Here is a 22,947-nt window from a genome sequence, read left to right as displayed (position 1 = left end):
AGCGCGCGTGGATCTGGGTTGTGGCGCGGAAGGGAGGAAGGGTCCGGGTCCGCTCCGCGGCATCCCGGACCCTGTAACCTGTCTCACCGGCTGGCGAGGCGCTGGCGGGCGCGCTGCAGGAGCTGGCTGCCATCACCGCCCAGCGTTACCAGTCCGATGGCTCGCGTGCCCTCAGGCACCCAGACGATCTCGGCGCGGCCGTCGTCTCCCGAGGAGAAGACGTGGGGCACCATGCGGCTCTGCGCCTGCTGCTCGTATTGTGGCTCGTGGTAGGTGAAGGTGCGGTTGGCCTCCTGGAACAGGGCAACCAGCCGGCCGCCGCCGACGACGTTGTTAGGCCGCCCCGGGCCGTAATCGATGCTGGAGTCCTCGGCACCGCGGTTCATGCACGGGCAGGACTGCGCACTGGCCGCACCGGTGCCGAGAAGGGCCGCGGCCACGGCGGCCAGGGCCAGAGTGTTCTTGACGGTGATCATCTTTGCCTCCCTCACGATGCTGGTCGGCGCTTTCTGGAAAACCTGGACGTTCCCCAGTGCCATGTCGCATCGGTGAGGCGATGATGCGTCCCCGGCCCAAGCCAAGTCCTGTGAAGAGCCTGCAAGTACTCTTGAAAAAGAATGGAATTCCGCTGCATCCCTTCCCTCCGAGCCTCATGACGTGCGGATCTGGCTGAGGCTGTGACGGCGCAAGGTGTGTGCAGCCAAGAGGAGCGAAAAGCCCACTCGGCCGTTAGGCTTTGCCATTATCTCCTTCTGGATGGTGCTTGCTGCCGTTGTGGCTTTGAGCCCAAGCTTCATGCAGGAGGCCCGTTGCTCTTGGCTCGCCCGCAGACCCGCTACGCCCGGAATGGCGAGGTCCACCTGGCCTACCAAGTTGTGGGAAATGGGCCGGTGGATCTCGTCTACGTCCCCGGCTTCATCAACAACCTCGACCTGCAATGGGAGCACGAGGGCTACGCGCATCTCCTTTCGCGCCTCGCCTCCTTCTCGCGCCTGATCCTGTTCGACAAGCGCGGCACCGGCCTGTCCGACCCGGTGACGGAGGCACCAACGCTCGAGCAGCGCATGGACGATGTCCGGGCCATCATGGACGCCGTGGGCTCAGAGCGTGCCTTTCTCGTCGGCGCGTCCGAAGGCGGGGCCATGACCGCGCTCTTCGCCGCCACCTATCCAGAGCGCACACGCGGGCTGGTGCTCTACGGCGCCTATCCCTCCTTCGCCGCCTACGTGTCCGGCCCAGAGAAGACAGAGCAGTTCCTCGCCGACATCGAAGCGGGGTGGGGCACTGGGATGATGCTGGAGCGCTTCGACCCGGTGCATCAGTTCGACCCGGACCTCCGCGCCTGGTGGTCTCGGCACGAGCGGCTCGGGGCAAGCCCGCGCATGGCACAGCAACTCGTGCGGATGAACGCCTCGATCGATATCCGCCCAATCCTGCCAGCGATCCGGGTGCCCACGTTGGTGCTCCATCGCGCGGGCGACACCTGGATCGGTCACGAAGCCGGACCCTTCCTTGAGGCACACATCCCGGCTGCCCGCCTTGTCACCGTCCCTGGCGATGCGCATCCGATCTGGATGGGCGACGTGGCTCCGGTCGCCGACGAGATCGAGGCCTTTGTCACCGGGCAACGCCCCTCCGCCCCGCTTACGGTCGACCGCGTCCTGGCCACGGTCCTGGTGGCCGAGATCGCCGATCCAGAGCGCGGCGCCGCGGCCCTGGGCGATGCGGTGTGGTGCGCGCGGCTGGACCGCTGGCGCGCGGAGGCCAACGCCGTACTTGCCGCCAAGTCCGGTGTGCGCCCCGGCGCCTCGCTCCTCTCGGATGGCACGCTCCTCGCAAGCTTCGACGGCCCCGCCCGCGCGGTCCGCTGTGCCGTCGCGCTGCGGGAGGCAGCCCAGCGTCTGCTGGACCGGGGGCTGCGCTGCGGCCTGCACGTGGGCGAGGTCGCCGCCGCGCCCCTCGGCGAAGCCGGCGCCAACGCAGGGCTGGCCCTGCATGTCGCGCGGCGCGTCGCTGCGCTGGCCGCGCCCGGCGAGGTGCTGGTGTCGGGCACGGTGCGCGACCTCGTGGCGGGCTCTGGCCTGCGCTTTCGCGAGCGCGAGGCGCGGCTGCCGCTTGGGCCGGAGGCGGGCGGCGTCCGCCTGCCGCTCCTTGCCTTCGCTGCGGACGACGCGGCCGCCCTCGGGCCGCCCGTGACAGGGGCACCCGTGCCAACGGCGCCGCCGGGCGATGCGCTCCCCGCAGGCCTGGCCGAGCTGAGCCCGCGCGAGCGCGAGGTTCTGCGCCTGATGGCGCGCGGCCTCAGCAACCCCGCCATCGCCGCGAGCCTCGGGGTGAGCGAGAACACGGTGAAGCGGCAGGCGGCCAATGTGCTGCTGAAGCTCGGCGCCCCCTCGCGCACGGCCGCCGCAGCCCTGGCCATCCGCGCCGGCCTTGCCTAAGGGGGGGTGATCCGCCCGGGTGATGCGCGGCCCGGGCCGGCCGGGTGATACGCCCCGCGACGTCCATCCCTAGTCTTTCCACCAAGCCGCGGATCAAACGGGTCCGCGGCACAGGATCGGAAAGCCCGCGATGAGCACCACCCTTCTCTCCGCGCATGACCCCCGGGCCTTCTCCGCCCGGGCCGCGGACCTTCGGCTCGGCGTCGCGCTCGTGCTCAGCGCCGTGGCCACAATGGCCATGCTCCAAAGCCCTGCGGCGAGGCCTGCGGCGGCCGTGGGTGCGCTGGATGCTCGCTATGGCGGTGCCTTGGTGGCGGCGTTCGAGGGACGCGACGGGGAGTGCGGCCGGCTCACGGCAGCACCGCTGCTGGTCATCGAGGGCCAGAGGGCCTCGTTCCGCGCCGGACCGGCGGTGCTGCAGGGCGTCGTCCACGCCCATGGCCGGACGGTGCTCAGCGGCACGCTCGGCGGCCCGGCCACGCTGACCGGTCGGCTCGATGCCGACGGGCGCTTCGTCGGCGAATTGCGCGGCTGGAACTGCGCTTATTCTTTGGAACTGACGCAGATCCTCTAGCCCCTTGTCCAAAGGCGTTTTGGCGATGCCCAGTCAAACAGGGAGATCTCATACCGAATACCCAGTTCGCGCGTTTGAAAGCGGGGAATGGAATGTCGGCCTCGGGCCGAATTCAGCGGCACGAACCGAATTGCCTGCAAACTGTCCCCAGCCAAAGGTGAGGTCTGCAAAAAGGTAGGTTCTTGCGAGATGTCCGGGAGGTCCGGCCATGAGTGAAAGGAAAGGCTCTGTTACCTTCCACTTCGCAAGTTTCACCCTTGACCCGCGCCGAGCGGCGCTGATCGACCGGTCGGGCGCGGAAATCGTCCTGCGGCCGAAGACCTTTGATGTCCTCTGGCACCTCCTGGCAAATGCAGGCCGGCTGGTGACGCGCGACGAACTGCTCACCGCGGTCTGGCCAGGGGTGTTCGTGGCGGACGACAATCTCACGGGCTGCGTCGCCGAGATCCGCCGAGCCATCCGTGACGACGGACGGCTGCTCCGCACCATGCCAAGGCGGGGGTATCTGCTTGACGCCGAAGTGACACAGGATGGGCTTGCATCGGAGAAGGAAGTGGGCGCGGAGACGCTGTCTCCCCTTGGCCACCAGACTGTGAAGGTGGCGACGCCACACCCCTCGCCCCCGCCGAGCCGGGCATCCCTTGTTGTCCTGCCCTTTATCAACCTAAGCGGCGACCCGGAGCAGGAGTACTTCGCCGACGGCATGACGGAGGAGTTGACGACGGCGCTGAGCCGGGTGCGCTGGTTCTTCGTCATCGCAAGGAATTCGGCTTTTGCTTACAAGGGACAGGCGGTGGACGTGCGTCAGATCGGCCGGGAGTTGGGCGTGCGCTATGTCATCGAGGGCAGCGCCCGCAGGTCCGACGCGCATGTCCGCATCACGGTCCAGCTGATCGAAGCTGAGACAGGTCACCATGTTTGGGCCGAGCGGTTTGACGACACGGTGGAAGACATTTTCGCCCTCCAGGACCGCGTGGCCGAAGCCGTGGCTGCTGCTGTCGAGCCAAAGATCGAGGCTGCCGAGATCAGGCGTGCGTACACCAAACCCACCGAGAACCTCGACGCTTATGATCTCTACCTGCGCGCGCTAAGCCGCGCTTATCGCTTCACGCGCCAGGACAGCGATCTGGCGATCTCCAAGCTCCGCCAAGCGGTCGCACTTGATCCCAACTTCGCTCTGGCCAAGGCCTTCAGCGCGGGCCATCGGGTGATCCGCAAAGCGCAGGGCTGGTCCGGACCTGAGGAGTGGGCGGAAGGAACAGCCTGGGCCAGAGACGCCCTCAAGTTGGAGCCGGACGATCCCAGCGTCCTCCGGCTTGCGGCCCTGGCGATCGCTTATCTGGCGCGGGACTACGCAGCGGGGGTTGCGGCAGCCGAGCGGGCGCTGGTGCGGAACAGTGGCTCGGCCCCGGTCCTCGTGAGCTGCGCCTGGGTCTACATCTTTGCATGCCAGCCCCAGAAGGCGATCCCGCTTCTCGAGCGCGCCATGCGTCTCAGCCCGCACGACCACGAGAAGGTCTTGATGTTCTCGGGCACTGCGCTGGCCCACCTCGTCGCAGGCGATCTTGAGACCGCCATCCATTGGGCGGAGCGCTCGGTGCGTCATACGCCATCCTGGTTGTCGGGACGCCGTATGCTGGTTGGGGCGCTCATGCTGTCCGGCCGGGAGGAGGAGGCCCGCGAGGCCTCCACCGCCCTGCAGCGCGTGCAGCCTTCTGATCGTAGCCTTGAGGATCTCGTACCTCCCCTCCGCGACCACGAAATCCGGGACCGCTACATTGCGGCCCTTAGAGAGGCAGGCGTGCCTGGCTGATCATTGCGATTGGGCGCGCGTCTCACATCGGCAAGAAAGCTTGGAGGACCCCTTCAGAAGGAACCGTGGACACGTAAACAGCTTGATTTGCTACTTCTTGGATGAGTAGCTGGTCGAAGCATTCACACGCCGCAATCGAGCGGCGTGCCCCTCTTCGGCTTGAGGGGGGTGCGCCTCAACGAGGATCTGCTTTGGGCCGAGCCGACCCGTTAAGCGGTTATGCTTTGCATCACCAAGCGTAGCTCAGCGCGCCAAGCACCGTGCGTCCCGTGCCATAAAAGCAAGCCGACTGAGTATCGCAAGCGGCCACATAGCGCTGGTCGCCGAGGTTCGTGGCCGTCAGAGAGAGGCGCGCCCGCTCCAGCGCGGGGCTGACCCGACCCAAGTCGTAGCGCACAGAGGCGTCGAACAATGTCACCGAAGGCACCAGCCCAAGATTCGCATTGCCGACCGGCGTGTTGCCGACGTAGCGGACGCCCGCCCCCAGGCCAAGTCCGCGCAGCCAACCGTCCCGGAAACTGTAATCCGCATACAAGCTGGCGACATGTGCGGGAATGCCGTTTGGTCGGTTGCCGGCGGTGCCGTCATTCGCCCGGGTGATCTCTGCGTCAAGATAGGTATAGGCGCCGAGGACGCGCAACTCGGGCGTCACCTCCGCCACGGCCTCCAGTTCGACGCCGCGAACCCTGACTTGGCCGGTCTGCACCTGGAAGAGCCGGTTCGACGGATCGGGCGTCGGGGAATTGTTCTGGGTAATCTGGAACGCGGCAAGCTGGACGAAGCTGTTGCGGCCGGGCGGCTGGAACTTCACGCCGACCTCGTACTGCTCACCCTCGATCGGACGGAAGGCCTGCCCTGTGGCGGTGGTGCCAAGCTGCGGCAGGAAGGACGTGCTGTAGCTGGCGTAAGGTGCAAGGCCGTATGGCGCGCGGTACACAAGGCCAATGCGGCCGGTGAAGGCCCCATCGCGCGCCGTGGTCGTTGCGCCACGAAGCCGGTTTTCGGTTTCTGTCGTCGCCCAGTCGTAGCGGCCGCCAAGCGTCAGGATCCAGTTCCCGGAGCGGACTTGGTCCTGCACATAGACCCCGAGCTGGTCGCGAAGCTGCAGGTCGTTGGAGAGGGGTGCGAGGTTGCGCACCACACGGCCATAGACCGGCGCATAGAGGTCGAGCGGCGTGCCCGTCGCGCCATTCTGGACGTTGTTGAAGGTGGTGCGCGAGTAGTCCAGGCCGGCCAGCAGCGTGTGCTCGAGGGGGCCCGTGACGAAGCGCGACTGGAGCTGGGTGTCCACGTGAAAGGTCGAGGAAGCGCGGCGGCTTTCATAGCTAAAGCGGTTCAACGTCCGGCCATCGGGCTGCAGGCCAAGCCCGTAGGTCTGTCGCCAGTCGCCATCCACATGGCCGTAGCGCAGGTTCTGCCGGACCGTGAAGACATCGTTGAAGCGATGCTCGAACTCATAGCCCAGGCTGTATTGCCGGCGAACGAAGGTGTCGAAAGACGGTTCGCCGGTGAAGCGGGATCGGGGGATGCGGCCAAAGGGCGACGGCACCACAGTCCCGTTGAACGGCAGGAACTCCGAGCCCAGCGTCTCATCATACTGGTAGTGCGAAAGCAGCGTCAGCCGCGTGTCAGCCGTCGGTCGCCACGTCAGCGCAGGGGCGATGAAGGCGCGGTCATCCGGCGTGAAATCGACCTGTGTGCCGGACTGCCGCAAGAGGCCGGTCAGGCTGTAGGACCACGTCCCGTCGCGCGTCAGCGGGCCGCTGGAGGTGAAGGCGGTCTGCAGCCGGTCATGGGAGCCGGCACTGAGACGGACCTCGCCCTGCGGCGTATCGGTCGGGCGGCGCGAGACCATGTTCACAATGCCGCCAGGCGCATTCTGCCCGAACAGCACGGAGGAGGGACCGCGCAGAACCTCGATGCGCTCGAGCCCCCACGCCTCGGGCCGGCCGGCCAGGGCGCCGGAGTCGAAGCGCAGGCCATCCAGGAAAACGCCGGTGGTGTCAGCGCGGAAGCCGCGGAGATAGAACCAGTCATAGCGGGCACCTTCCCCGTAGGCGTCGGACCGGACGCCGGGCGTGAAGCGCATCGCTTCGGACAGGTTCTGGACTTGGCGCAGATCCATCTGGTCGCGCGTGATGACGGAAATGGATTGCGGCGTCTCGATCAGCGGGGTGGCGGTCTTGGTGCCAGAATTGGCCTGCTGTGCGACGAGGCCGCGTCCAGGCTGGTTGGGTGTCCTGCCCTGGACCTCAAGCTCCGGCAGGGTGAGCGCGCTGGCGGCCGGATCGGGCTGCGGCTGCTGCCCGCTGGCTTTGACGAGGGGCCACGCACACAAGGCCGTCGTTCCCAGCAGCAGCGCCAGGCGCGTGGTCATGCCCATGTCGGATGATCCTTTCCTCGGAGTCATGGATTAGCCATCCGCGGCCCTAATGCAAACGACTCGCATTATCAATAGCGATTGGTGAGGGTGGCGCGTGCTCCAGTTCGCGGGCAGGTCCGGCAAGGCGCCTCCCCCGCTAGCCGGTAGCGCAGGCAGCATTGGCGGCGGATGCGGCAGGGCCCATCGGCGCCGGCACGCTCGGTGAACGGCGCATGGATTGGGTTGGGGTCGCCGTCCGACCACGATTGGTTCTCAACAAGGACGAGCGCAGCGCGGACCATGTCGGGCGCGACAAGCTGCTCCTCCGCCAAGTGGCGCAGCGCCCAGTCCGCGTAGACGGCCGCGTTGTTCCAAAGGATGCGCGGCGCCAGTCGCGCGTGGGCGGCGAGGCCTCGCACCACCACGGCCACGTGATCGTGCACGAGGGATGCGAAGCGCGCGAACGGGTCGGGCTCCGGCAGGACCTCGCCGGAATGGGGCAACGCGATTGCGCGCGGTAGGCCGTCCTCGCCCAGCACGACGGCTGTATGCACGGGCGACAGGGGCAGGCTGCGGCGCGCAAGGACGCCACACATCAGCACGGGCGGGATCAGCTTCGCGAAGTACCAGCGGGACCAGAGCGAGGCCATGGCACGTTCGTCCGCGCCCGGCCGGTGCAGTCGCGCTGCTGCCAGCAGCCTCGCTGTTCCCCCTGGTGCCAGGAAGAGGCTCGCCGGCAAGGCGCCCGGCGCGGGCATGGGGACGAGGCTCTCGACCAGCGCGGCATGCGCGCCCGGGAGCAGCGGGAAACCGGTCATGCCCCGCCATCCCGCCGGGCCAGCAGCACCATCAGGTAGGGACCGCCAATCAGCGCTGCGACCAGCCCGGCGGGAAGCTGGAACGGAAAGGCGAGGCCACGCCCGAGCACATCCGCGCTCCCCATCACCAGCGCCCCGAGCAGGATGGCGCCTGCGAGTTGCGCCAGCGGCGCGCGCAAGCCGAGCATCCGGGCGAGGTGCGGCGCCATCAGCCCGACGAAGCTAAGCGGCCCGACAATGAGTGTCGCTGCCCCTGCCAGCAGCGCCGCCGGGATCACCAGCCCCAGCCTCGCGGCGCCAGGCCGGAGCCCAAGGCCCGATGCCACCCCATCTCCGAGTGGCAACAACGCGAGCAGGCGGCCTGCGAAAAACAGCGGGGGCAGGAGTACGACCGCGAGCAGGCATGCGAGCTGCGCGTCGTCGGGCCCAAGCCGCGACGTGGATCCGGTGATCCATCCGAGCAGCGGCACGGCCCGGGGATCTCCAGTTGCCTGGAAGCCGGCCACCAGCGCGTGGAAGAAGGCGGCAAGCGAGACGCCAGCGAGCACCAGCCTCCCAGGTGCCAGGCCTCCACGACGCGCGACAAGCAGCAGCACGGCCAGCGCAAGAGCCGCCCCGCCCCCCGTGGCGAGGAGCTGCGCCACCTTGCCCGGCGCCGGCACGAGGATGAGCAGGAGTGTCAGCCCGAAGCCCGCACCCGCACCGAGGCCAAGCACTTCCGGCCCTGCCATGGGATTGCCCGTCATCCTCTGCAGAAGCGTGCCCGATGCGGCGAGCATCGCGCCGGCCGCCATGGCTGCCGCCAGCCGCGGGCCACGCCAGGGCAACAGCTCCATCCATTCGGCTCCCGCGGCGAGCCACCACCCCTGAATCCCGCGCCCCAGCGCGAGCCCGAGCCAGATCAGCGCCGGCGAGATCGCGGCCAGCAAGACGACCAGAAGCCAGGGCCGCAGGAGCGCGGTGCCCATCGCAGGGTTGGACGCAGGTCGGCCGGCGCCCAGACGGGGTATCAGCCAAAGCAGGATCGGTGCGCCCAACACGGCCGTCGCAGCGCCGGTCGGCAACAGGTCGCCGCGTACACCCTGGGCGAGCTGCACGAAGCCGTCGGCCAGCCAAAGCAGCGCGGCGCCGAATGCGGCCGACCAGGCCATCATCCGGCCCATACCCCGCACGCCGGTCAAACGCGCCAAGGCTGGGGCGCCCAGGCCGACAAAGCCGATCACGCCGACCTCGGCCACCACCGCGGCGGCGAGCCACACCGCGACACCCAGTGCTACGGCGCGGCTGAGTCCGAGCGAGAGGCCCAGGGATTTGGCGCTTGCATCATCCAATCCGAGCAGCACGAGAGGACGGCGCAGCAAGGCCGCAGCCGCCCCCGCAAGGGCGAGGCGCGGCAGAAGCGCCAAGGCCGGGTCCCACCCCGCCTGCGCGAGCGATCCCGCGCCCCAGATCAGGAGGGAGGTCAGGTACTCGCCATTCATCAGCACGAGCGCGGAGGCAAGTGCGGAGGCGGTCAGGCTCACCACAAGCCCGGCCAGCACGACCGCAGCGGGCGCCAGGCCGCGCCGCCAGGACAGCGCGGCAACCAGAAGCAGCGCTATCGCCCCACCGGCCAAAGCCACCGCCTCGCGAGAGAGGGCGATCAGGGAGGGCGCCCAGAGCATTGCCGCACCCAGGGCGAGCTGAGCGCCCGAGGAGATGCCAAGGGTGAGAGGCGATGCGATGGGGTTGCGCAGCACCTGCTGGAGGATCGCGCCTGAAAGGGCGAGGGCCGCGCCGCAAAGAAGGGCCATGGCCGCGCGCGGCAGGAGGGCGTGGCGGAACACCGCCCCTGCCATCCCCTCTCCTTCCTGTTCCAGCAGGGCTGCCCACCACAGCGCGACCGGAAGCGTCTCGGCGAGCCTGGAGGCGCAGAGTAGGGCCGCCGGCAGCAGGAGCGCCCCGAGCAGGAGCGCGGGCCGGCTGAGCCGCAGTGCAGAAGGGTTGAGCGCCACCGCCTCACCCATGGGACAGCAATCGTGCGAACCGCATGGCGCTCGGCAGACCGCCGAAGGCCCAGCACGGGGGCATCATGATGACACGCCCGGCACGGACAGCGGGCAAGGACTGCCAAAGCCGATTGTGCTGAAGGCTGGTGCGCGCGGCGGGCGGCAGGGGCTGAATGATCCGGAAGGACGCGTCCGGAACAGCGGCCAGACGCTCGATGGGAATGGTGGCGAAGCCCCAGAAATTGGTGGGTGCCGTCCAGGCGTTGCTGACACCGAGCCGTGACAGAGTCGCGCCGAACAGGCTGTTGCCGCCATAGGCGCGCAGGTGACGCGCATCCACGAAGCTCGCCACGAGCAGCGGTCGCGCACCGAGGGGGGAAAGCTGCCCTGCCCTCTCCGTCCAGGCCGCACCGGCGCGGTCGAGCAGCGTGCGGGCTGCGGCCTCGCGACCGAGCAAGCGGCCGATCTCGCGGATGATGTCATAAGACCGCGCAAGCGGGTTGCCGTCGGGCGTATAGGTCGCGAAGGTCGCGACAGGTGCCACGCGCTCCAGGCGCGGCAGGAAGGGAGCGAATTGCGGCGTGGCGAGGACGAGTTCCGGCGACGTGCGGTGCAGAAGCTCGAGGTTCGGCTCGCTGCGCAGGCCCAGATCCGCGACCCCCGGTGGCATCTCAGGTTCACGCACCCATTCCGCGTAGCCCTGAAGTTCGGCTGCCGCGACCGGTGTGGTGCCAAGCGCAAGGACCGTTTCCGTCAGTCCCCAGTCCGTCACTGCAACGCGTGGCGTTCCCGCTTCCGCCGGACGGGCGCCGAGGGCCAGGGTGCCGAGCACCGCTGCACGGCGGGCGATGCCAAGCTTCATCGCAAGTAGCTGATTGGCGCGCCGGTCCCCGGGTGCGGCACCACCCCCATCGGGACGCCATAGAGCCGCTCCAGGACGGCGGGCTGCATGAGGTCGGCGGGCGTTCCGCGCAGCACAACACGCCCGGCATCGAGCGCAAGGATCGCATCGCAGTGCCGCGCCGCCATGTTCACGTCGTGCAGCACCACAACGACGCCGAGCCCGTCCTCACGCGCCAAGCGAGTGACCAGCCCCAACACCTCCGCCTGATGTGCGAGGTCAAGCGCCGAAGTCGGCTCGTCGAGAAGGAGAAAGCGCGCTTCCTGCGCCAGGGTCATGGCAAGCCAAGCGCGCTGGCGTTCGCCGCCCGAGAGCGCATCGGCTGGACGCGTCGCGTATTCGGCCAGCCCGGCGCGGGCGATGGCCGACTCTACGGCCAGACGATCCTGTGCCCCGTGGCGGCCAAAGGTGCCGTGCCAGGGATAACGCCCCAGCGTGACCAGCTCGCGCACGGTCATGCCGTCCGAGGAGGGCAGTGCCTGAGGCAGATAGGCGACCTGTCGCGCAAAGTCCCGCGCGCGCCAAGCGCCAATGGGTCGTGCGCCGAAGCGGACAGCGCCGCTCGTGGGGGCGATCTGGCGTCCGAGGAGGCGCAAGAGGGTGCTTTTGCCCGAACCATTCGGGCCAATGAGACCAAGCACTTGGCCAGATCCCAGGTGTAGGGTCAGCGGGTGAAGAAGGGTGCGGCCAGCAAGCGCGACGCTTGCCCCGACGAGATCCCAGCCATCTGTGGGCACCGCTCCTTGCCAAACTGGCATCTGGCGCACGTAGCTCAATTGCAAATGAGTTGCAATCGCGCCAAATTTTGCTGCCTCCGACGATAAGCTTAGGGTCCTATTCGCACAGGCGTGCCAAGGCTTGCCGAAGTGCGGATATGGTCCCGGCAGCCGAGGCGGCCCCACACACAGTTGCGCTGGGCATTCATCGTCTTAGCTCGACTTTGGCCATTTGAGGTGGGTTGAGGCGGCGAAGCGGGCTGAGGGTAAGGTGGTGCGTCCCGCCAAGAGACGCTGCCATGCTCCGCCTGCCGTCCCGCTTCGCCGCGGTGATCCTGAGCTTTGCGCCCCTGTTTTTCCAGAGAAGTTGGCGCCATGCCGAAACGTTGCTGGTCGGGGCGATCCTGGCGCCCGGCAAACGTACGGTGACCAGCCTGCTGCAGATCAGCGGGCTCGCAGCCGAGCGCCGCTTCGGGAACTATCATCGAGTGCTCAACCGCGCCGCCTGGAGCCCGCGGGCGGCGTCGCGTCTTCTTCTGGCGCACCTGATCGTCACCTTCGCATCGGACGGGCCGGTGGTGCTGGGCATCGACGACACCATAGAGCGCCGCCGCGGCCGACGGATTGCAGCGATGGGGATCTATCGGGACCCGGTTCGCTCCAGCCATGGGCACTTCGTGAAAGCGTCCGGCCTGCCCTGGATCAGCCTCATGCTGCTGGCCCCTGTTCCCTGGGCCGGCGACCCTTCAGGATGGCGACGAGGGCGTACTTCCCGCGCCGTACTGGGCGGAGCAGATGAACGGTGCCTTGCCTGCGGAGCGCGGCTACCAAACTGTGCTGGCTTCGTCTCGCCAGTCGTCGCCTCAATCTGGCAGGAAGTCGGGCACGGACAGGTAGCGCTCGCCCGTGTCGTAGTTGCAGCCCAGCACCCTGGCACCCATCGGCAACTCCGGCAGCTTCTTCGCGATCGCTGCCAGCGTGGCGCCCGAGGAAATCCCAACCAATAGTCCTTCCTGCCGTGCGGAGCGGCGAGCGAATTCGCGTGCCTCCTCCGCCTCCACCTGTATGACACCGTCCAGCACATCACGGTGCAGGTTCGCTGGCACGAAGCCAGCGCCGATGCCCTGGATCGGGTGCGGCGCGGCAGGGCCACCCGAAATTACCGGTGAGGCCGCCGGTTCCACCGCAAAGACCCGCAGCGTCGGCCAGCGCGGCTTCAGCACCTCGCCGCAGGCCGTAATGTGCCCACCTGTCCCCACCCCGGTGATGATGGCGTCCAAGCCGTCCGGGAAGTCGGCGAGGATCTCCTGTGCGGTCGTGCGGGCATGCACCTCGATGTTCGCCGGATTGTCGAATTGCTGGGGGATCCAGGAGCCCGGGGTCTGTGCAGCCATCTCCCGCGCGCGCTCGATCGCACCCGCCATGCCGCGTTCGCGGGGGGTAAGCTCGAAGTCAGCGCCATAGGCCCGCATGAGCCGCCGGCGTTCAACCGACATGGACTCCGGCATCACCAAAATGAGCCGGTAACCCTTCACCGCGGCCACCATGCCAAGGCCGATGCCGGTGTTGCCCGAGGTGGGCTCGATGATGGTGCCGCCGGGCCCTAGCCGGCCATCAGCCTCGGCGGCCTCCACCATGGCCAGCGCGATGCGGTCCTTGATCGAGCCGCCGGGGTTGGCACGCTCCGACTTGATCCAGACCTCGGCGTCAGGGAACAGACGGCTGACGCGAATGTGAGGCGTGTTGCCGATGGTGTCGAGCACGCTGTTGGCCTTCATCTGATACTCCCCCCTGCCTCGGACTGGACGAAGATGGCGTCATCAGTCCCCGCGCTGTGACGCGCCGGCCCGGTCCGCCATCCTATCACACAGTTCGGTGCCATGGCGGCGGGATTCGGCCTGCCCGCTGGTCGTCCCTGGCGCGCGCCTCGGCATCCGTAAGCCCGAGCTGATCATGCCCAACTAGGACCAGGCGCTGCTGGTCTTCTTGAGTTTACGGCGTCCCGCTGTCCTCGGGAGGCGCACTTCAAATCCCTTGATGCGCCAGATGGCCTCGGGATTCGCGCTGGCTCGGCGGATTGATCCGGCACGAGGCGAGATAGAAACCCGACACGTAGAGCACGCTCCACGCGAAATTCGCTGCCCGCAGGGGAGAGACGGCGAAGCCCGCCACCACGAGCGCGGCCAGCGAGATCAGAACCGTGATCCCCAGCGCGATGCGCGGGACGGCGAGCATCGCCCGCATGGGGTTCGCCTGGCCTTCCTTGAGGCGGCGGAGGATGCTCTGCAGGAACACGGCGACAAAGGCGCCGCATGTGGGTTGAGCGGCGGATGCGATGAAATCCATGAAATCCCACGGCGCGGGATCGTGCCACCGAAACGCCAGGGCGAAGATCCCCACGAGGCAGCTGACCCCGAAGATCGTGATCGAAAGTTCGGGCCCTCGGGTGCGGTCTGCGAAGGGCTGGAACACGTGGTCGAGAAGAAAGCGATCCATCCGTTCCTATCCCTTCTCTCCGTGGGACGCCTGGCTCAGGTCCCTTAGCTACCAAGTCGGGCGGAAGGACTGGGTTGCGGGGAACCTTGCACGACATGAAGCACAGCCCGAGGCGCATTTAGCGCATCCCACGTCGCGATGAGCACGAGCATGCGCATACCCATGGCGCCCTTATCGGTCGAAGTCGCTTCGCTCTGGAGGAGCCACACGGGGCGCCCGTCACGGGTTTCCATGACAAATCATGCTAGGGCCGGGAAAAACGCAGACGCAACGTTCATCGAAATCTCAAGCCGCTCTCGATCGGCTCGCTGACGATGCAGATGCCAATCGCCCGGGGGGCTTTCTCTCAGTTGTCGCACCTTTCTGCCGCAGCTCCGGCCATTCCACCTGGAACGACAGCTGGAAGCGGAGCGCAGGCCATTCTTTCTTCAATTGCACCAGAGCCTGCCAAGGCGACCAGTCGGCCGACCAGAAGCGATACCGGGCCAGGGATGTGCCAGGGGGAAGGGCCCGCTTCTCATCTCGCGCGATCGGCACCTCCTCGACGCGACGGGGCGTCCAGGTGGTACCCCAGTTGGCATACATCCATTCGACGGATTTCGGATCATCCGGACCAAGCCGCAGGATCTCCCAGGGCACCGGCACGAGGCTGTGCAGATCGAAGGGGCAGTCGGTCCTCACCCCCACGGCGGAATGCACGAGGTCTGTCCCATTGCGGATCCAGTCGCGCACCTCGCGGGCCAGCATCTTTGCGCCCTCGAGACCTACTGAGCGGCGCTCCGGTGGCTGCTGCAGCAGCAGCGCCACCAACTCCTGCTCGATCTGGTCGTAGTCGAGCACCCATGGGACGGCCCCGCAGCCCTGGGCGGCAAAGCGAAAGGCGCGCACGCGCTCCTCTGGCCCTGAGACGCTCAGGCGGTTGTAGACCCAATCTGGGTGCGGGCACCTCAAGGCGGGCTCCCCTCCCCTGCCCGGCTCAAAGCCCGAGCTTGCCGGCGACCGAGCCTGAGACGATCTTCGCGCGGCGCACGTAGCGGCGCATGGTGCTCACATCCTTGTGCCGCGAGTGGCCCATGATGCTCTCGTCATCGATGCCCTGCTTGTACGCCTCGGTGATGAAGCCCGCGCGCAGGCTGTGCGCCGAGATTGGCTCCAGCGACGTGCTCTCGATCCCAGCCTCGCCCGCGACATGCTTGATCATCTTGCGCACCGCCTCGCCCGACAGCGCGCGGGGCTCGGGGATGCCCTTGGCCGAGACCGGGACGAACAACGGCCCGTAGCGGATGTCGGCCGCGCGCATCCATTCCTCGACCGCGCGCACCGGACAGGTATCTCGCCCCTTCCCTCGCGGGATGCCGATCTCGGTCGGGCGCTCGCGCTCGCCCTTGGACCGGATGAGGCGCACCACCAGCCCCTCCCCGCGCAGCTCGATGTGGTTCCAAGACTCATCGCTGCGCCGCGGAAGGTCGGCGCGCAGCGAGACGATCTCCGAGCGCCGGAGCGCGCCGGCCCAACCGAGCAGGATGATCGCCCGGTTGCGCAGGCCCGCGATGCCGCCCCCGGCCTTCTTCAGCATCTTCTGGATGTCGGCGAGCAGGAGCGCCGAGGCCTGGCGCTGAGGTCGGGCTTCCTCGGCAATGCCGCGCACGGCGCCCGCGACCAAGGGATGACGGACGTCCAGCGGGTGGCCGGCCAGGCGATGCACCCAGGCGATGCCGGCGAGGCGGCGCCGGATCGTGGCGGGTTCCGCATTCCGCTGGTCGCGCAGCCAGGACACAAAGGCAGCCAGTCCGGCCGGGTCGGCCGGCAGCGGCGACACCCCGAGGATCGGCGCGGCGTGGCACCATACCGACCAGTCGGTGCGGTAGGCGCGCAGCGTGTTGTCGGCCTTCGACGTGGCAAGGCGGGCGAGGGCCGCTTGCAGCGCGCGCTCCCCTTCGGGCGACAATCCCTTTGGCACTACGAGGCGCATGGGCGGCAGCGGCACTTCGACGAACTCGCGCTCCCGTCCGCCCCAGCGGCGATAGCTCGACCTCGGCTGACCCACCGGCGCGACCGCGCCGGGCGCCCGCCCCTCGTCACTCATGCGCGGATGCCTGGGCCGTCTTCGGTCCCTTGGCGCACCCCCGCGCGCCCGTCCCCCTGTTCCCCACGGTCTTCCCCTTGAACGTGTCGCGTGATTCCGAGTGATTTCAATGACTTGAGTGGCCTCACGATAGCATGCGTTTTGTGTCGCCGCCTAGGTTGGATAATACACTTTATTGCTCACTATGCGCGAGATGCCTCATTTGCGTGTTGCATGTTGGATCAAGGGCTTGGCCGCTGGCGAGGCCTAATTTTGTCCCCCAAGCCGGCCCCCGTCGGGGCTCCTTCGCTGTGCTCAGATCACGATCAGACCTTGCAGGCAGACACGTGCTGCATTGGACGGTGTCGCCGCTTCCCCGCTGTTCCGGCCGCCCTCGGACCTAGGCATGATCACAGCAACTCAGCGCACGAGGCCCTTCCTGTTTGACGACCCAAAACGCGGTGCCGGGATGGCGGAACTGACGGCCGTCCAGAATCACGCGAAATGGCACGCCGCCGAGCGCCCGGCGATTGCGGCCGGAGCCGAGGCTGCGCGACTGCTCGAGATCCTGGCCGAAAGGGAGTGAGAGCTGGCCGCCTCGCGGCTCGCCCTGGCGGTGGAGAAGGTGCATGCGGGTGGGCTGGATGCTCAAATGGACGTCTTCATTGCGAAGAGTGCGGAATCCCCAGCACGTGCGCCGAGCGGCCGGTTCTACAAAAGCGGAAAAGCGAAGTCGGTTGGCTGCTTGGCCTACGGGGCTGAGTTCGGCCGCATCGCCCGCGAGCACAAGATCGCCCACCCAACCCAATATTGCGCGGACTGAGCCCGGCTCAGGGGCCGCCCTGCGATTGTCAGGCGCCGTAGCCTGCTCCTGCCGCGCTCAGGACGCCGTGCCGTACTTCAGGCGCCCCAGGATGCGCAGCACGCGCTCCGCGCCTTTGGGGGAGGCGGAGGCCAGGGCAAAGGGTGTGGCATCATCCAGCAGCATGTGCGGACGGAGGAGAAAGGCCCGCGCCTCTTCCTCCAGGCGCCAGGTGTCTACCGCCGCAACAAGCACCGGCTCCAGGCGCGTGCGCGCCTCATCCGACAGCGGCGCGGCGCCGAGTGTCTGGGCAATCTCGTCGAGGATCTGATCCAAGTGGGGAGGAAGCGCGGGACCCCGCTCGTCAGGGCCCGTCTCGAAGTTCAGGGTCCCCCGCGGGACCGTTCCCTGCAGCGCGAGCATCTTCTTTCCGAAGTCGTCTTTCTCGGACTGGTGAGAAGTCTTCGGACGGCGGGGCATGACGAAAATCTAGGATACCGCCCCCCTGCCCCGAAAGCATCCACTGCCCCTCCGGGCTCGCTTATCTCGCGATAGATTCGATCGATCGCGGCCATCAGTCCAATCGCCTTCAGCGATGAGCAGCCTTCGCCATCCTGGCCTCACCCGAAGCACGGGACACAGAAGCGAAGGATCACCTCCATGTCCCACATCTCTTCCCCCTCTCACGCCATCGCTCTGGACGACACGCAGTTGGATGCAATCTCGGGCGGCATGAGCCTGGGCGGCGTCCTCGGCATGGTGGGCGGCATCATCGTGGGCGGTGTGGTGACCGCCGTGACGGGCGGCCTGGCAGCGGGTCCTGTGCTGGCGGGCCTTGTGGCCGAGGCGGGCGCCATCGCGGGCGCGACGGCCGCGAGCACCGCGGTGGGAGGCGTGCTGGGCGCCGCCGCTGGCGGGGTCGTGGGGCAGCGGATTGGCTCCTCGATCGGCTAACAGCCCCTACCCCGCTGTGAGCGCCCTCACCGGCAGCGCCGCGTGAACGCGTTCACGACAAGCGTAGGGCCCGCCCTATCCCCCTGTTCCGCGTTTCGGTTAGGAGCACCTCCCCTATGTGGCCGCTCCTGGCCGATCCGAAACCCGACAGGTCCAAAGCTCACCCCGCCGCGCAAGAGCCGCCCTCACCTCCCGATGACGCGATCACGCTCGAACAGGCGGCAGAGGTCATCAACTCGAAGCCGGATTCTGTGCTGCGCCTCCTTGAGAACGGGCACCTGAAGCCTTGGAGCGAGAAGCCCGTCCTCGTCTTCTCGCGTGCTAAGGTCCGCGCCGTATCACACGCGCTCGAAGCGCTTGCGGCAGAAAGCTCCCAAGGAAATGACGGCGATCTCGGAGGAGCTTGGCCTGTAAGCTCTGGCACCCTGGCTCGGAATGATCAGCTAGCGAGGCTGTGGTCGACGCGGGCCAAGAGGGCTTCGACCGCCCCCTCCCGCGTGGCGAGCATCTCTAGCGGTGAAGCCGTGCCCAGTGGACGAGTTGGGCGATGGAGCCACCGCGACGCCTTGACTGGACTCCCGAACGTCTCTGTCGCCCGTTGCGTGATGCGAGACCGGAGAACCGCCAGGCCCTTGTCCGAGACGCGCATTTCGGCCTCCTGCAGTCCGTCTCCGTTCATAAGGTGCGAGAAGGCCGCTTATGTGGCCGTCGCGGGCTGACCACGTCTCAGCTTTGACCCGGCCAGTTCCCGACGCCCTCGCTGAGCGAGTGGCCCGCATTAAGGCCAAGGCGGCCGATCTGCAGACCTCTGTGGAAGCGGGCGAGGCTTGGATCGCCTCCCCTGCCATCGCGTTTGGCTGGCGGCGGCCGGCTGATCTCCTGACGACCGAAGAAGGCGCAGAGGCCGTGGAGACCCGCCTGATGCGCATTGACTACGGCGCCTACACCTGACGGCGGCGACAGCGCGGCCTGTCCGATCCCAATGCGGTCGCTCCCGACCCTGGCTGACCGATGCCCTTTTGCGGACCGTCAGCCGTTTGCTGACGCCGCCCCCCTCCCCTACCCCGGTTGGTTCTGAACAGGGCAACCAGGGTCAGTTGCCGGAAATCGTCCGGGATGAGACGGGTTGGCCCATCGCGTGCCGAGCATTGGGTTTCTGCGTCTCCTGCGTGAAATCGACACAGCTCGACTTCGAGGAAAGCGATGCAGCGACCCTTCTAGGCCGCGCAGGCGAGTCATTTGGCGAAACCGGCTTTGCCTCTCACACGGCACGCACCTCTGCATCAGGCTCCGTATGGAATGGACGACGCCGCGCACACCTCGGGAAACAAGAGGCCCCTCCCCTCTCGGTCGCGATCGGCTTGATGCTGAGCCGATGGCTGCCGACGTCCCTGTCTTATCACCGGCAAATTTCGCGCATCTCACTCTGCCCGGGCTTCGGCGCAAGCCCAGGCGTGAACGCGTTCACGCGGCAAGCACCGCGATAGCGCGTCGCGACTTCGGACTTTCTCGGCCTCTTGCGCGATCCGGACGAGAACCAACCCGAATGCAGCGCAAGCGTGAACGCGTTCACGCGACCGCATCGCCGCACCGGGCTACTCTATGCTCACGCCGCCGTTGGACGAACCCGCCTTTTTTTTGCGTCAGCCCTTCCCGCGGGCCCGCCCCTTTCTGGCGCATTGGACTGTGCACTCCAGAGCTACCTGCGTCGCCTGGCGAGCGTTCGCCGCGAGGTCCGGCGCCTTCTCTCCAAGAGGTCGCCCCCTTCCCATCTGCGTGTGAACGCGTTCACGCGAGGCATTCCTCCTGACGCACGCGCAAATAGCTCGGGCCGTCTTCTCGGCGTCGAGATGGTGACTGGAGGCGCTGCCGTGAACGCGTTCACGCGGCATATTCAAGATCGCGTGCCGCGACGGTCTCGCGCTGCTGTTTTGCAAACTCATAATTTTGGGTGGAGTCTGCCGGGAATCATCGTTGGCAGAAGTGGTCGTAAGAGCGCGCGTGCTAACCCTATGTGTCAATCTGGCGCGCTCTCGGTGGTGGCGCCGCGCTCTGCTCTGCGCGGCCGACGCCTTCTGCAGGCGCGTGAACGCGTTCATGCGTGGCCGGCATTTCTGACGCCCATGATCGCACGTTACGCTGACTTCTCCCGCCGAGATGGCGCTAGGAAGCGGGGCCGTGAACGCGTTCACGCGGCGGGGAGCATGCTGCTTCCTGGCGCATCTTTGCATGAGATCTATGGGGGCGGCGCCACAGACACAGCGTCGGGGAATCGCGCGTGAACGCGTTCACGAGGCTTGCCTTGAGCCTCGCGCTGAGTCTTGATGCCTGGGCACGCGTGAGGGGGGCTTCCGCGTGTAGTTGCGCGAAGTGGGCTTGGGGAAGTTCAGTTCGCGAAAGGGGGAGCCCCTCGTTCGTCATCACGGAGGGGTCCATGACGAAGTGGTATCCGCAGCTCGACAAGCTGGTGGTCAATCTCCGCCGAACGCAGGCTGCGATCGTGGCGATGAACAACGAGAAGCGGCCCGAAAAGACCTTGCGGGCCTTCTCGTTCAAGGAAACGGCCAGTCTTCTTGGCATTTCGGATACCCACCTACGCAACAAGGTCGCAGAAGGCGACGGCTTTCCGCAGGGTGAGAAATACGGCACCAACCGCTGGTTTACCTTGGAAGAGATCATCGCGGCGCGCGCTCACCTCTATTCCAGCACTGGTAACGAGCGCTACAAGGTCGGCCGCGGCGAGTATGATGGCCCATTCACCCTGGCCGTCACCAACTTCAAAGGCGGTGTCGGCAAGTCCACCATCGCCGTCCATCTCTCGCAACACCTTGCGCTACGCGGCTACCGAATCTTGCTGGTGGATCTGGACGCGCAGGCCTCAAGCACGGCGCTTTTCGGCCTGGATCCCGCGCGGCATGTCGGCCTCGCCTCCGACGGCACGCCGCTACTGGGCGGCGCCACGCTGAACCCTTGGATCGAGCGCCGTGACGGCGATGAAGGGGAGGCGGCGCGCCTCGCCGTGGCTCGGACCTACTGGCCCAACATCGATATCGTCAGCGCCAATGCCCGGCTGCAGAGCGCAGAGAACCTGCTCAGCGCCCGCCAGACCGTCAGCCGCACCGGCCACGGCGAGGACCGACAATACGACCTCGAGGTGAAGAGCTTCATTGCCCATGTCGGGTCGGCCTACGATGTCGTGATCCTCGACACCTCTCCCTACATCAATCTGCTCGCCGTGAACGCGTTCACGGCAGCGAACGGGCTCCTGGTGCCGTTGCTACCCAGCAACATCGACCTGCAATCGACCACCGAGTTCCTGGCCTTCATCGCGAAACAGGAGCGGCACATGGAGCGCTATTTTGGCGCAGGCTGGCCAGGCTGGAGCTTTATCAAGCTTCTTCCCAACCGGTACGTGAGCCAAAGCCGTCCCCAGGCGGACATCATCGATCTCATGAAGAATGAAATGGGCGATCTGCTGATGCAGGAGTTCCTCGTGGAGACCAGCGCCCTCGGTTCTGCCAACAACGTCAAGTGGACGCTCTATGAGCACATGCCGGCGAAGTCGGAAGACCGGACCCACAGGAGGGCGCTCGCGGCCATGGATGCCATCGGGCTCGAGATCGAAAGCAAGATCCAGGAGTTCTGGGGGCGCTCAGCAGTGAAGGAAGCCGCGTTCGATGTCGAAGCGGCGGTCTGAGGGGAGGGGACACGAACATGGCCAAGCCCGCGCCCAAGCCCAAGACCCGCATGACCATGGCGGCAGCCATGGCCCAAGCTGAGAGTGACCCGAGCCTCGGCCTGAGTGACGTGAACGCGTTCACGGGCTCCCAGCCCTTCGCACCGCTCGACGCGGCAGAGCAGCGGGGTCAAAGCATGCAAGACCGTCTCAATGAGCGAGACGCGATCATTGCGTCCTTGCGCGAGGAACTCGCCGCGCGAAGCGCCACCTCCGAGAGGCCGGCCAACGCAGCCGAGCTGGAGAAGATGGAGCAGAACCTCCGCCGCTACGAGGCGGAGATGGAGACGCTGCGCGCGCTTGCGAACAAAGCGCAGCAGGAAGGCGACATCACCGAATTCGTCTTCCTCGATCCGTCGCAGATCGAGGACACCTTTCCCGCCGATCGCTTCGACTCAGCCTTCAACGACGAAGCCATCCAACGCCTGACCGCCGATATCGCCGCACGCGGCCAGGACAGTCCGATTCTCGTGCGTCCCAAGCCCGGCGCTCCTGAGGGCACGGTCTATGAGATTGCTGCCGGAAAGCGCCGCCTCGCTGCCTGCCGGACGCTGGGCCGCACGGTGCTCGCGCGGGTCCGCGTCTTGTCCAACGAAGAGATGTTAACAGCGCGCTTCGGGGAGAATCACCACCGCCAGGACCTATCGGCCCTGGAGCGCGCGATGTTCTATCAGAACTCGCTGGCCATGATGCGGATCACCGCCAAGGAGCTAGGCGACCTCTACGGAGTCGATCAGTCCTTGATCCGGCATGTGTTGCGCCTCAACCGGATTCCGGCCGCCATCGTGCAGGCGTTTCGTCGACCTCAGGACATCAGCATCAAGGCCGGTCTGGATCTGGTCGTTGCCCTCGACAAGAACCAAAGCCCTCATACCGAGGCGAGGGTGATCCGCGCGCTGCAAGAATTCCATAGGCAGATCGACAACGGGACGGCACACGACCTGACCATGGAAGTGCGCGTGGCCCAGGCGGCGGCGCGCGGCGTGTCGCCGGTGCTGAAGCCGTCGAGCCGCCAACAGGCGCTGCCCATCTTCATGGGCAACAAGCAGATCGCGGGTGCCACTCAGCGCGGCGGCCGCTGGAACATCGCCTTCACGGCTGACGTGGATGACACGCTCATGGAGGCACTTCTTCAGCGGCTGCCGGATCTCCTGGCTGAGATCCAGCCTGAGAAGAAGCGCGCATAGCTGCTGGGAACGGGGAGGGGAGGGGAGGGGTGGGGGTATCCAACCAACTCTCCGCCCTCCCAACTCACAAACGCCCTCACGCACCTCCCGTGGA

21 protein-coding genes and 1 pseudogene are annotated in these 22,947 nt (G+C 67.0%); 9 read left to right on the top strand and 13 right to left on the bottom strand.

Translation table 11 applies throughout. The annotated features are described in order from the left end of the window. Nucleotides 1-83: 83 nt before the first annotated feature. Entirely contained in the window at nt 84-476 is a 393-nt protein-coding gene (locus JTJ31_RS15775) for a hypothetical protein (RefSeq protein WP_207539684.1), read from the bottom strand. A 339-nt stretch (nt 477-815) separates the two neighbouring features. On the opposite strand from JTJ31_RS15775, the gene JTJ31_RS15770 reads away from it, so the two are divergent. The 3 genes from JTJ31_RS15770 (at nt 816) to JTJ31_RS15760 (ending at nt 4,828) form a co-directional block, all read left to right on the top strand. Continuing rightward, complete coding sequence (locus tag JTJ31_RS15770; RefSeq protein WP_207539683.1) at nt 816-2,441, top strand: alpha/beta fold hydrolase; 1,626 nt, start codon at nt 816-818, stop codon at nt 2,439-2,441. A gap of 130 nt (nt 2,442-2,571) precedes the next feature. Continuing rightward, nucleotides 2,572-3,015, top strand: coding sequence for a hypothetical protein (locus JTJ31_RS15765; protein WP_207539682.1), 444 nt, complete (start codon nt 2,572-2,574; stop codon nt 3,013-3,015). A gap of 208 nt (nt 3,016-3,223) precedes the next feature. After that, complete coding sequence (locus JTJ31_RS15760; RefSeq protein WP_207539681.1) at nt 3,224-4,828, top strand: winged helix-turn-helix domain-containing tetratricopeptide repeat protein; 1,605 nt, start codon at nt 3,224-3,226, stop codon at nt 4,826-4,828. Nucleotides 4,829-5,057: 229 nt separating this feature from the next. Here JTJ31_RS15760 and JTJ31_RS15755 read toward each other — a convergent pair whose 3' ends face one another. The 5 genes from JTJ31_RS15755 to JTJ31_RS15735 form a co-directional block, all read right to left on the bottom strand. Beyond that, nucleotides 5,058-7,211, bottom strand: coding sequence for a TonB-dependent siderophore receptor (locus JTJ31_RS15755; protein ID WP_236020287.1), 2,154 nt, complete (start codon nt 7,209-7,211; stop codon nt 5,058-5,060). A 68-nt stretch (nt 7,212-7,279) separates the two neighbouring features. Then, nucleotides 7,280-8,008, bottom strand: a complete 729-nt coding sequence (fhuF, locus tag JTJ31_RS15750; protein WP_207539679.1) for a siderophore-iron reductase FhuF — start codon at nt 8,006-8,008, stop codon at nt 7,280-7,282. Continuing rightward, nucleotides 8,005-10,014, bottom strand: coding sequence for a Fe(3+)-hydroxamate ABC transporter permease FhuB (gene fhuB, locus JTJ31_RS15745; protein ID WP_236020286.1), 2,010 nt, complete (start codon nt 10,012-10,014; stop codon nt 8,005-8,007). Before fhuB ends, fhuF begins: the two co-directional genes overlap by 4 nt. Further along, nucleotides 10,007-10,858, bottom strand: coding sequence for an ABC transporter substrate-binding protein (locus JTJ31_RS15740; protein ID WP_207539678.1), 852 nt, complete (start codon nt 10,856-10,858; stop codon nt 10,007-10,009). The genes fhuB and JTJ31_RS15740 overlap by 8 nt, the downstream gene beginning before the upstream one ends. Then, nucleotides 10,855-11,655, bottom strand: coding sequence for an ABC transporter ATP-binding protein (locus JTJ31_RS15735; RefSeq protein ID WP_207539677.1), 801 nt, complete (start codon nt 11,653-11,655; stop codon nt 10,855-10,857). Before JTJ31_RS15735 ends, JTJ31_RS15740 begins: the two co-directional genes overlap by 4 nt. A 257-nt stretch (nt 11,656-11,912) precedes the next feature. Between JTJ31_RS15735 and JTJ31_RS25405 the strand changes: the two are divergent. Then, nucleotides 11,913-12,527: pseudogene (locus JTJ31_RS25405) on the top strand (transposase); the annotation flags it as partial. On the opposite strand, the gene cysK reads toward JTJ31_RS25405, so the two are convergent. From cysK to JTJ31_RS15710, 5 genes are all read right to left on the bottom strand, one after another. Further along, entirely contained in the window at nt 12,477-13,391 is a 915-nt protein-coding gene (gene cysK / locus JTJ31_RS15730; RefSeq protein ID WP_207539676.1) for a cysteine synthase A, read from the bottom strand. The pseudogene JTJ31_RS25405 and the gene cysK overlap by 51 nt on opposite strands. Before the next feature lie 247 nt (nt 13,392-13,638). Beyond that, entirely contained in the window at nt 13,639-14,013 is a 375-nt protein-coding gene (locus tag JTJ31_RS15725) for a hypothetical protein (RefSeq protein ID WP_207539675.1), read from the bottom strand. Nucleotides 14,014-14,394: 381 nt separating this feature from the next. Further along, on the bottom strand, nt 14,395-14,997 hold the full coding sequence (locus JTJ31_RS15720; protein WP_207539674.1) for a hypothetical protein: 603 nt from the start codon (nt 14,995-14,997) through the stop codon (nt 14,395-14,397). 88 nt (nt 14,998-15,085) lie between these two features. Next, nucleotides 15,086-16,195, bottom strand: a complete 1,110-nt coding sequence (locus JTJ31_RS15715) for a site-specific integrase (RefSeq protein ID WP_207539673.1) — start codon at nt 16,193-16,195, stop codon at nt 15,086-15,088. Between the two features lie 379 nt (nt 16,196-16,574). Next, nucleotides 16,575-16,826, bottom strand: a complete 252-nt coding sequence (locus tag JTJ31_RS15710) for a hypothetical protein (RefSeq protein ID WP_207539672.1) — start codon at nt 16,824-16,826, stop codon at nt 16,575-16,577. On the opposite strand from JTJ31_RS15710, the gene JTJ31_RS15705 reads away from it, so the two are divergent. Further along, nucleotides 16,827-16,997: a hypothetical protein gene (locus JTJ31_RS15705; RefSeq protein ID WP_207539671.1), complete on the top strand. Its 171-nt coding sequence runs from the start codon at nt 16,827-16,829 to the stop codon at nt 16,995-16,997. Nucleotides 16,998-17,054: 57 nt separating this feature from the next. On the opposite strand, the gene JTJ31_RS15700 is transcribed toward JTJ31_RS15705, so the two are convergent. Next, nucleotides 17,055-17,456: an antitoxin Xre/MbcA/ParS toxin-binding domain-containing protein gene (locus tag JTJ31_RS15700; protein ID WP_207539670.1), complete on the bottom strand. Its 402-nt coding sequence runs from the start codon at nt 17,454-17,456 to the stop codon at nt 17,055-17,057. A 180-nt stretch (nt 17,457-17,636) separates the two neighbouring features. On the opposite strand from JTJ31_RS15700, the gene JTJ31_RS15695 reads away from it, so the two are divergent. Further along, nucleotides 17,637-17,930, top strand: coding sequence for a hypothetical protein (locus tag JTJ31_RS15695; protein ID WP_207539669.1), 294 nt, complete (start codon nt 17,637-17,639; stop codon nt 17,928-17,930). Nucleotides 17,931-18,369: 439 nt separating this feature from the next. Here JTJ31_RS15695 and JTJ31_RS25400 read toward each other — a convergent pair whose 3' ends face one another. Next, complete coding sequence (locus tag JTJ31_RS25400; protein WP_207539668.1) at nt 18,370-18,579, bottom strand: antitoxin Xre/MbcA/ParS toxin-binding domain-containing protein; 210 nt, start codon at nt 18,577-18,579, stop codon at nt 18,370-18,372. A gap of 119 nt (nt 18,580-18,698) precedes the next feature. Here JTJ31_RS25400 and JTJ31_RS15685 point away from each other — a divergent pair, with 119 nt between their 5' ends. The 3 genes from JTJ31_RS15685 to JTJ31_RS15675 all read left to right on the top strand — a co-directional run bounded on the left by JTJ31_RS15685 (nt 18,699) and on the right by JTJ31_RS15675 (nt 22,853). Continuing rightward, complete coding sequence (locus JTJ31_RS15685; RefSeq protein ID WP_207539667.1) at nt 18,699-18,881, top strand: antitoxin Xre/MbcA/ParS toxin-binding domain-containing protein; 183 nt, start codon at nt 18,699-18,701, stop codon at nt 18,879-18,881. Nucleotides 18,882-20,364: 1,483 nt separating this feature from the next. Further along, a complete protein-coding gene (locus JTJ31_RS15680) occupies nt 20,365-21,627 on the top strand; it encodes an AAA family ATPase (protein WP_207539666.1) in 1,263 nt (420 codons plus the stop codon). 17 nt (nt 21,628-21,644) lie between these two features. Next, complete coding sequence (locus tag JTJ31_RS15675; RefSeq protein ID WP_207539665.1) at nt 21,645-22,853, top strand: ParB/RepB/Spo0J family partition protein; 1,209 nt, start codon at nt 21,645-21,647, stop codon at nt 22,851-22,853. The last annotated feature ends 94 nt before the right edge of the window (nt 22,854-22,947 follow it).

The sequence above is a fragment of the Sabulicella rubraurantiaca genome, from assembly GCF_017355885.1.
Taxonomy (GTDB): domain Bacteria; phylum Pseudomonadota; class Alphaproteobacteria; order Acetobacterales; family Acetobacteraceae; genus Roseococcus; species Roseococcus rubraurantiacus.
The sequence above is the reverse complement of the archived record's forward strand: the minus strand, read 5'-3'. Positions and strand labels throughout refer to the sequence as shown.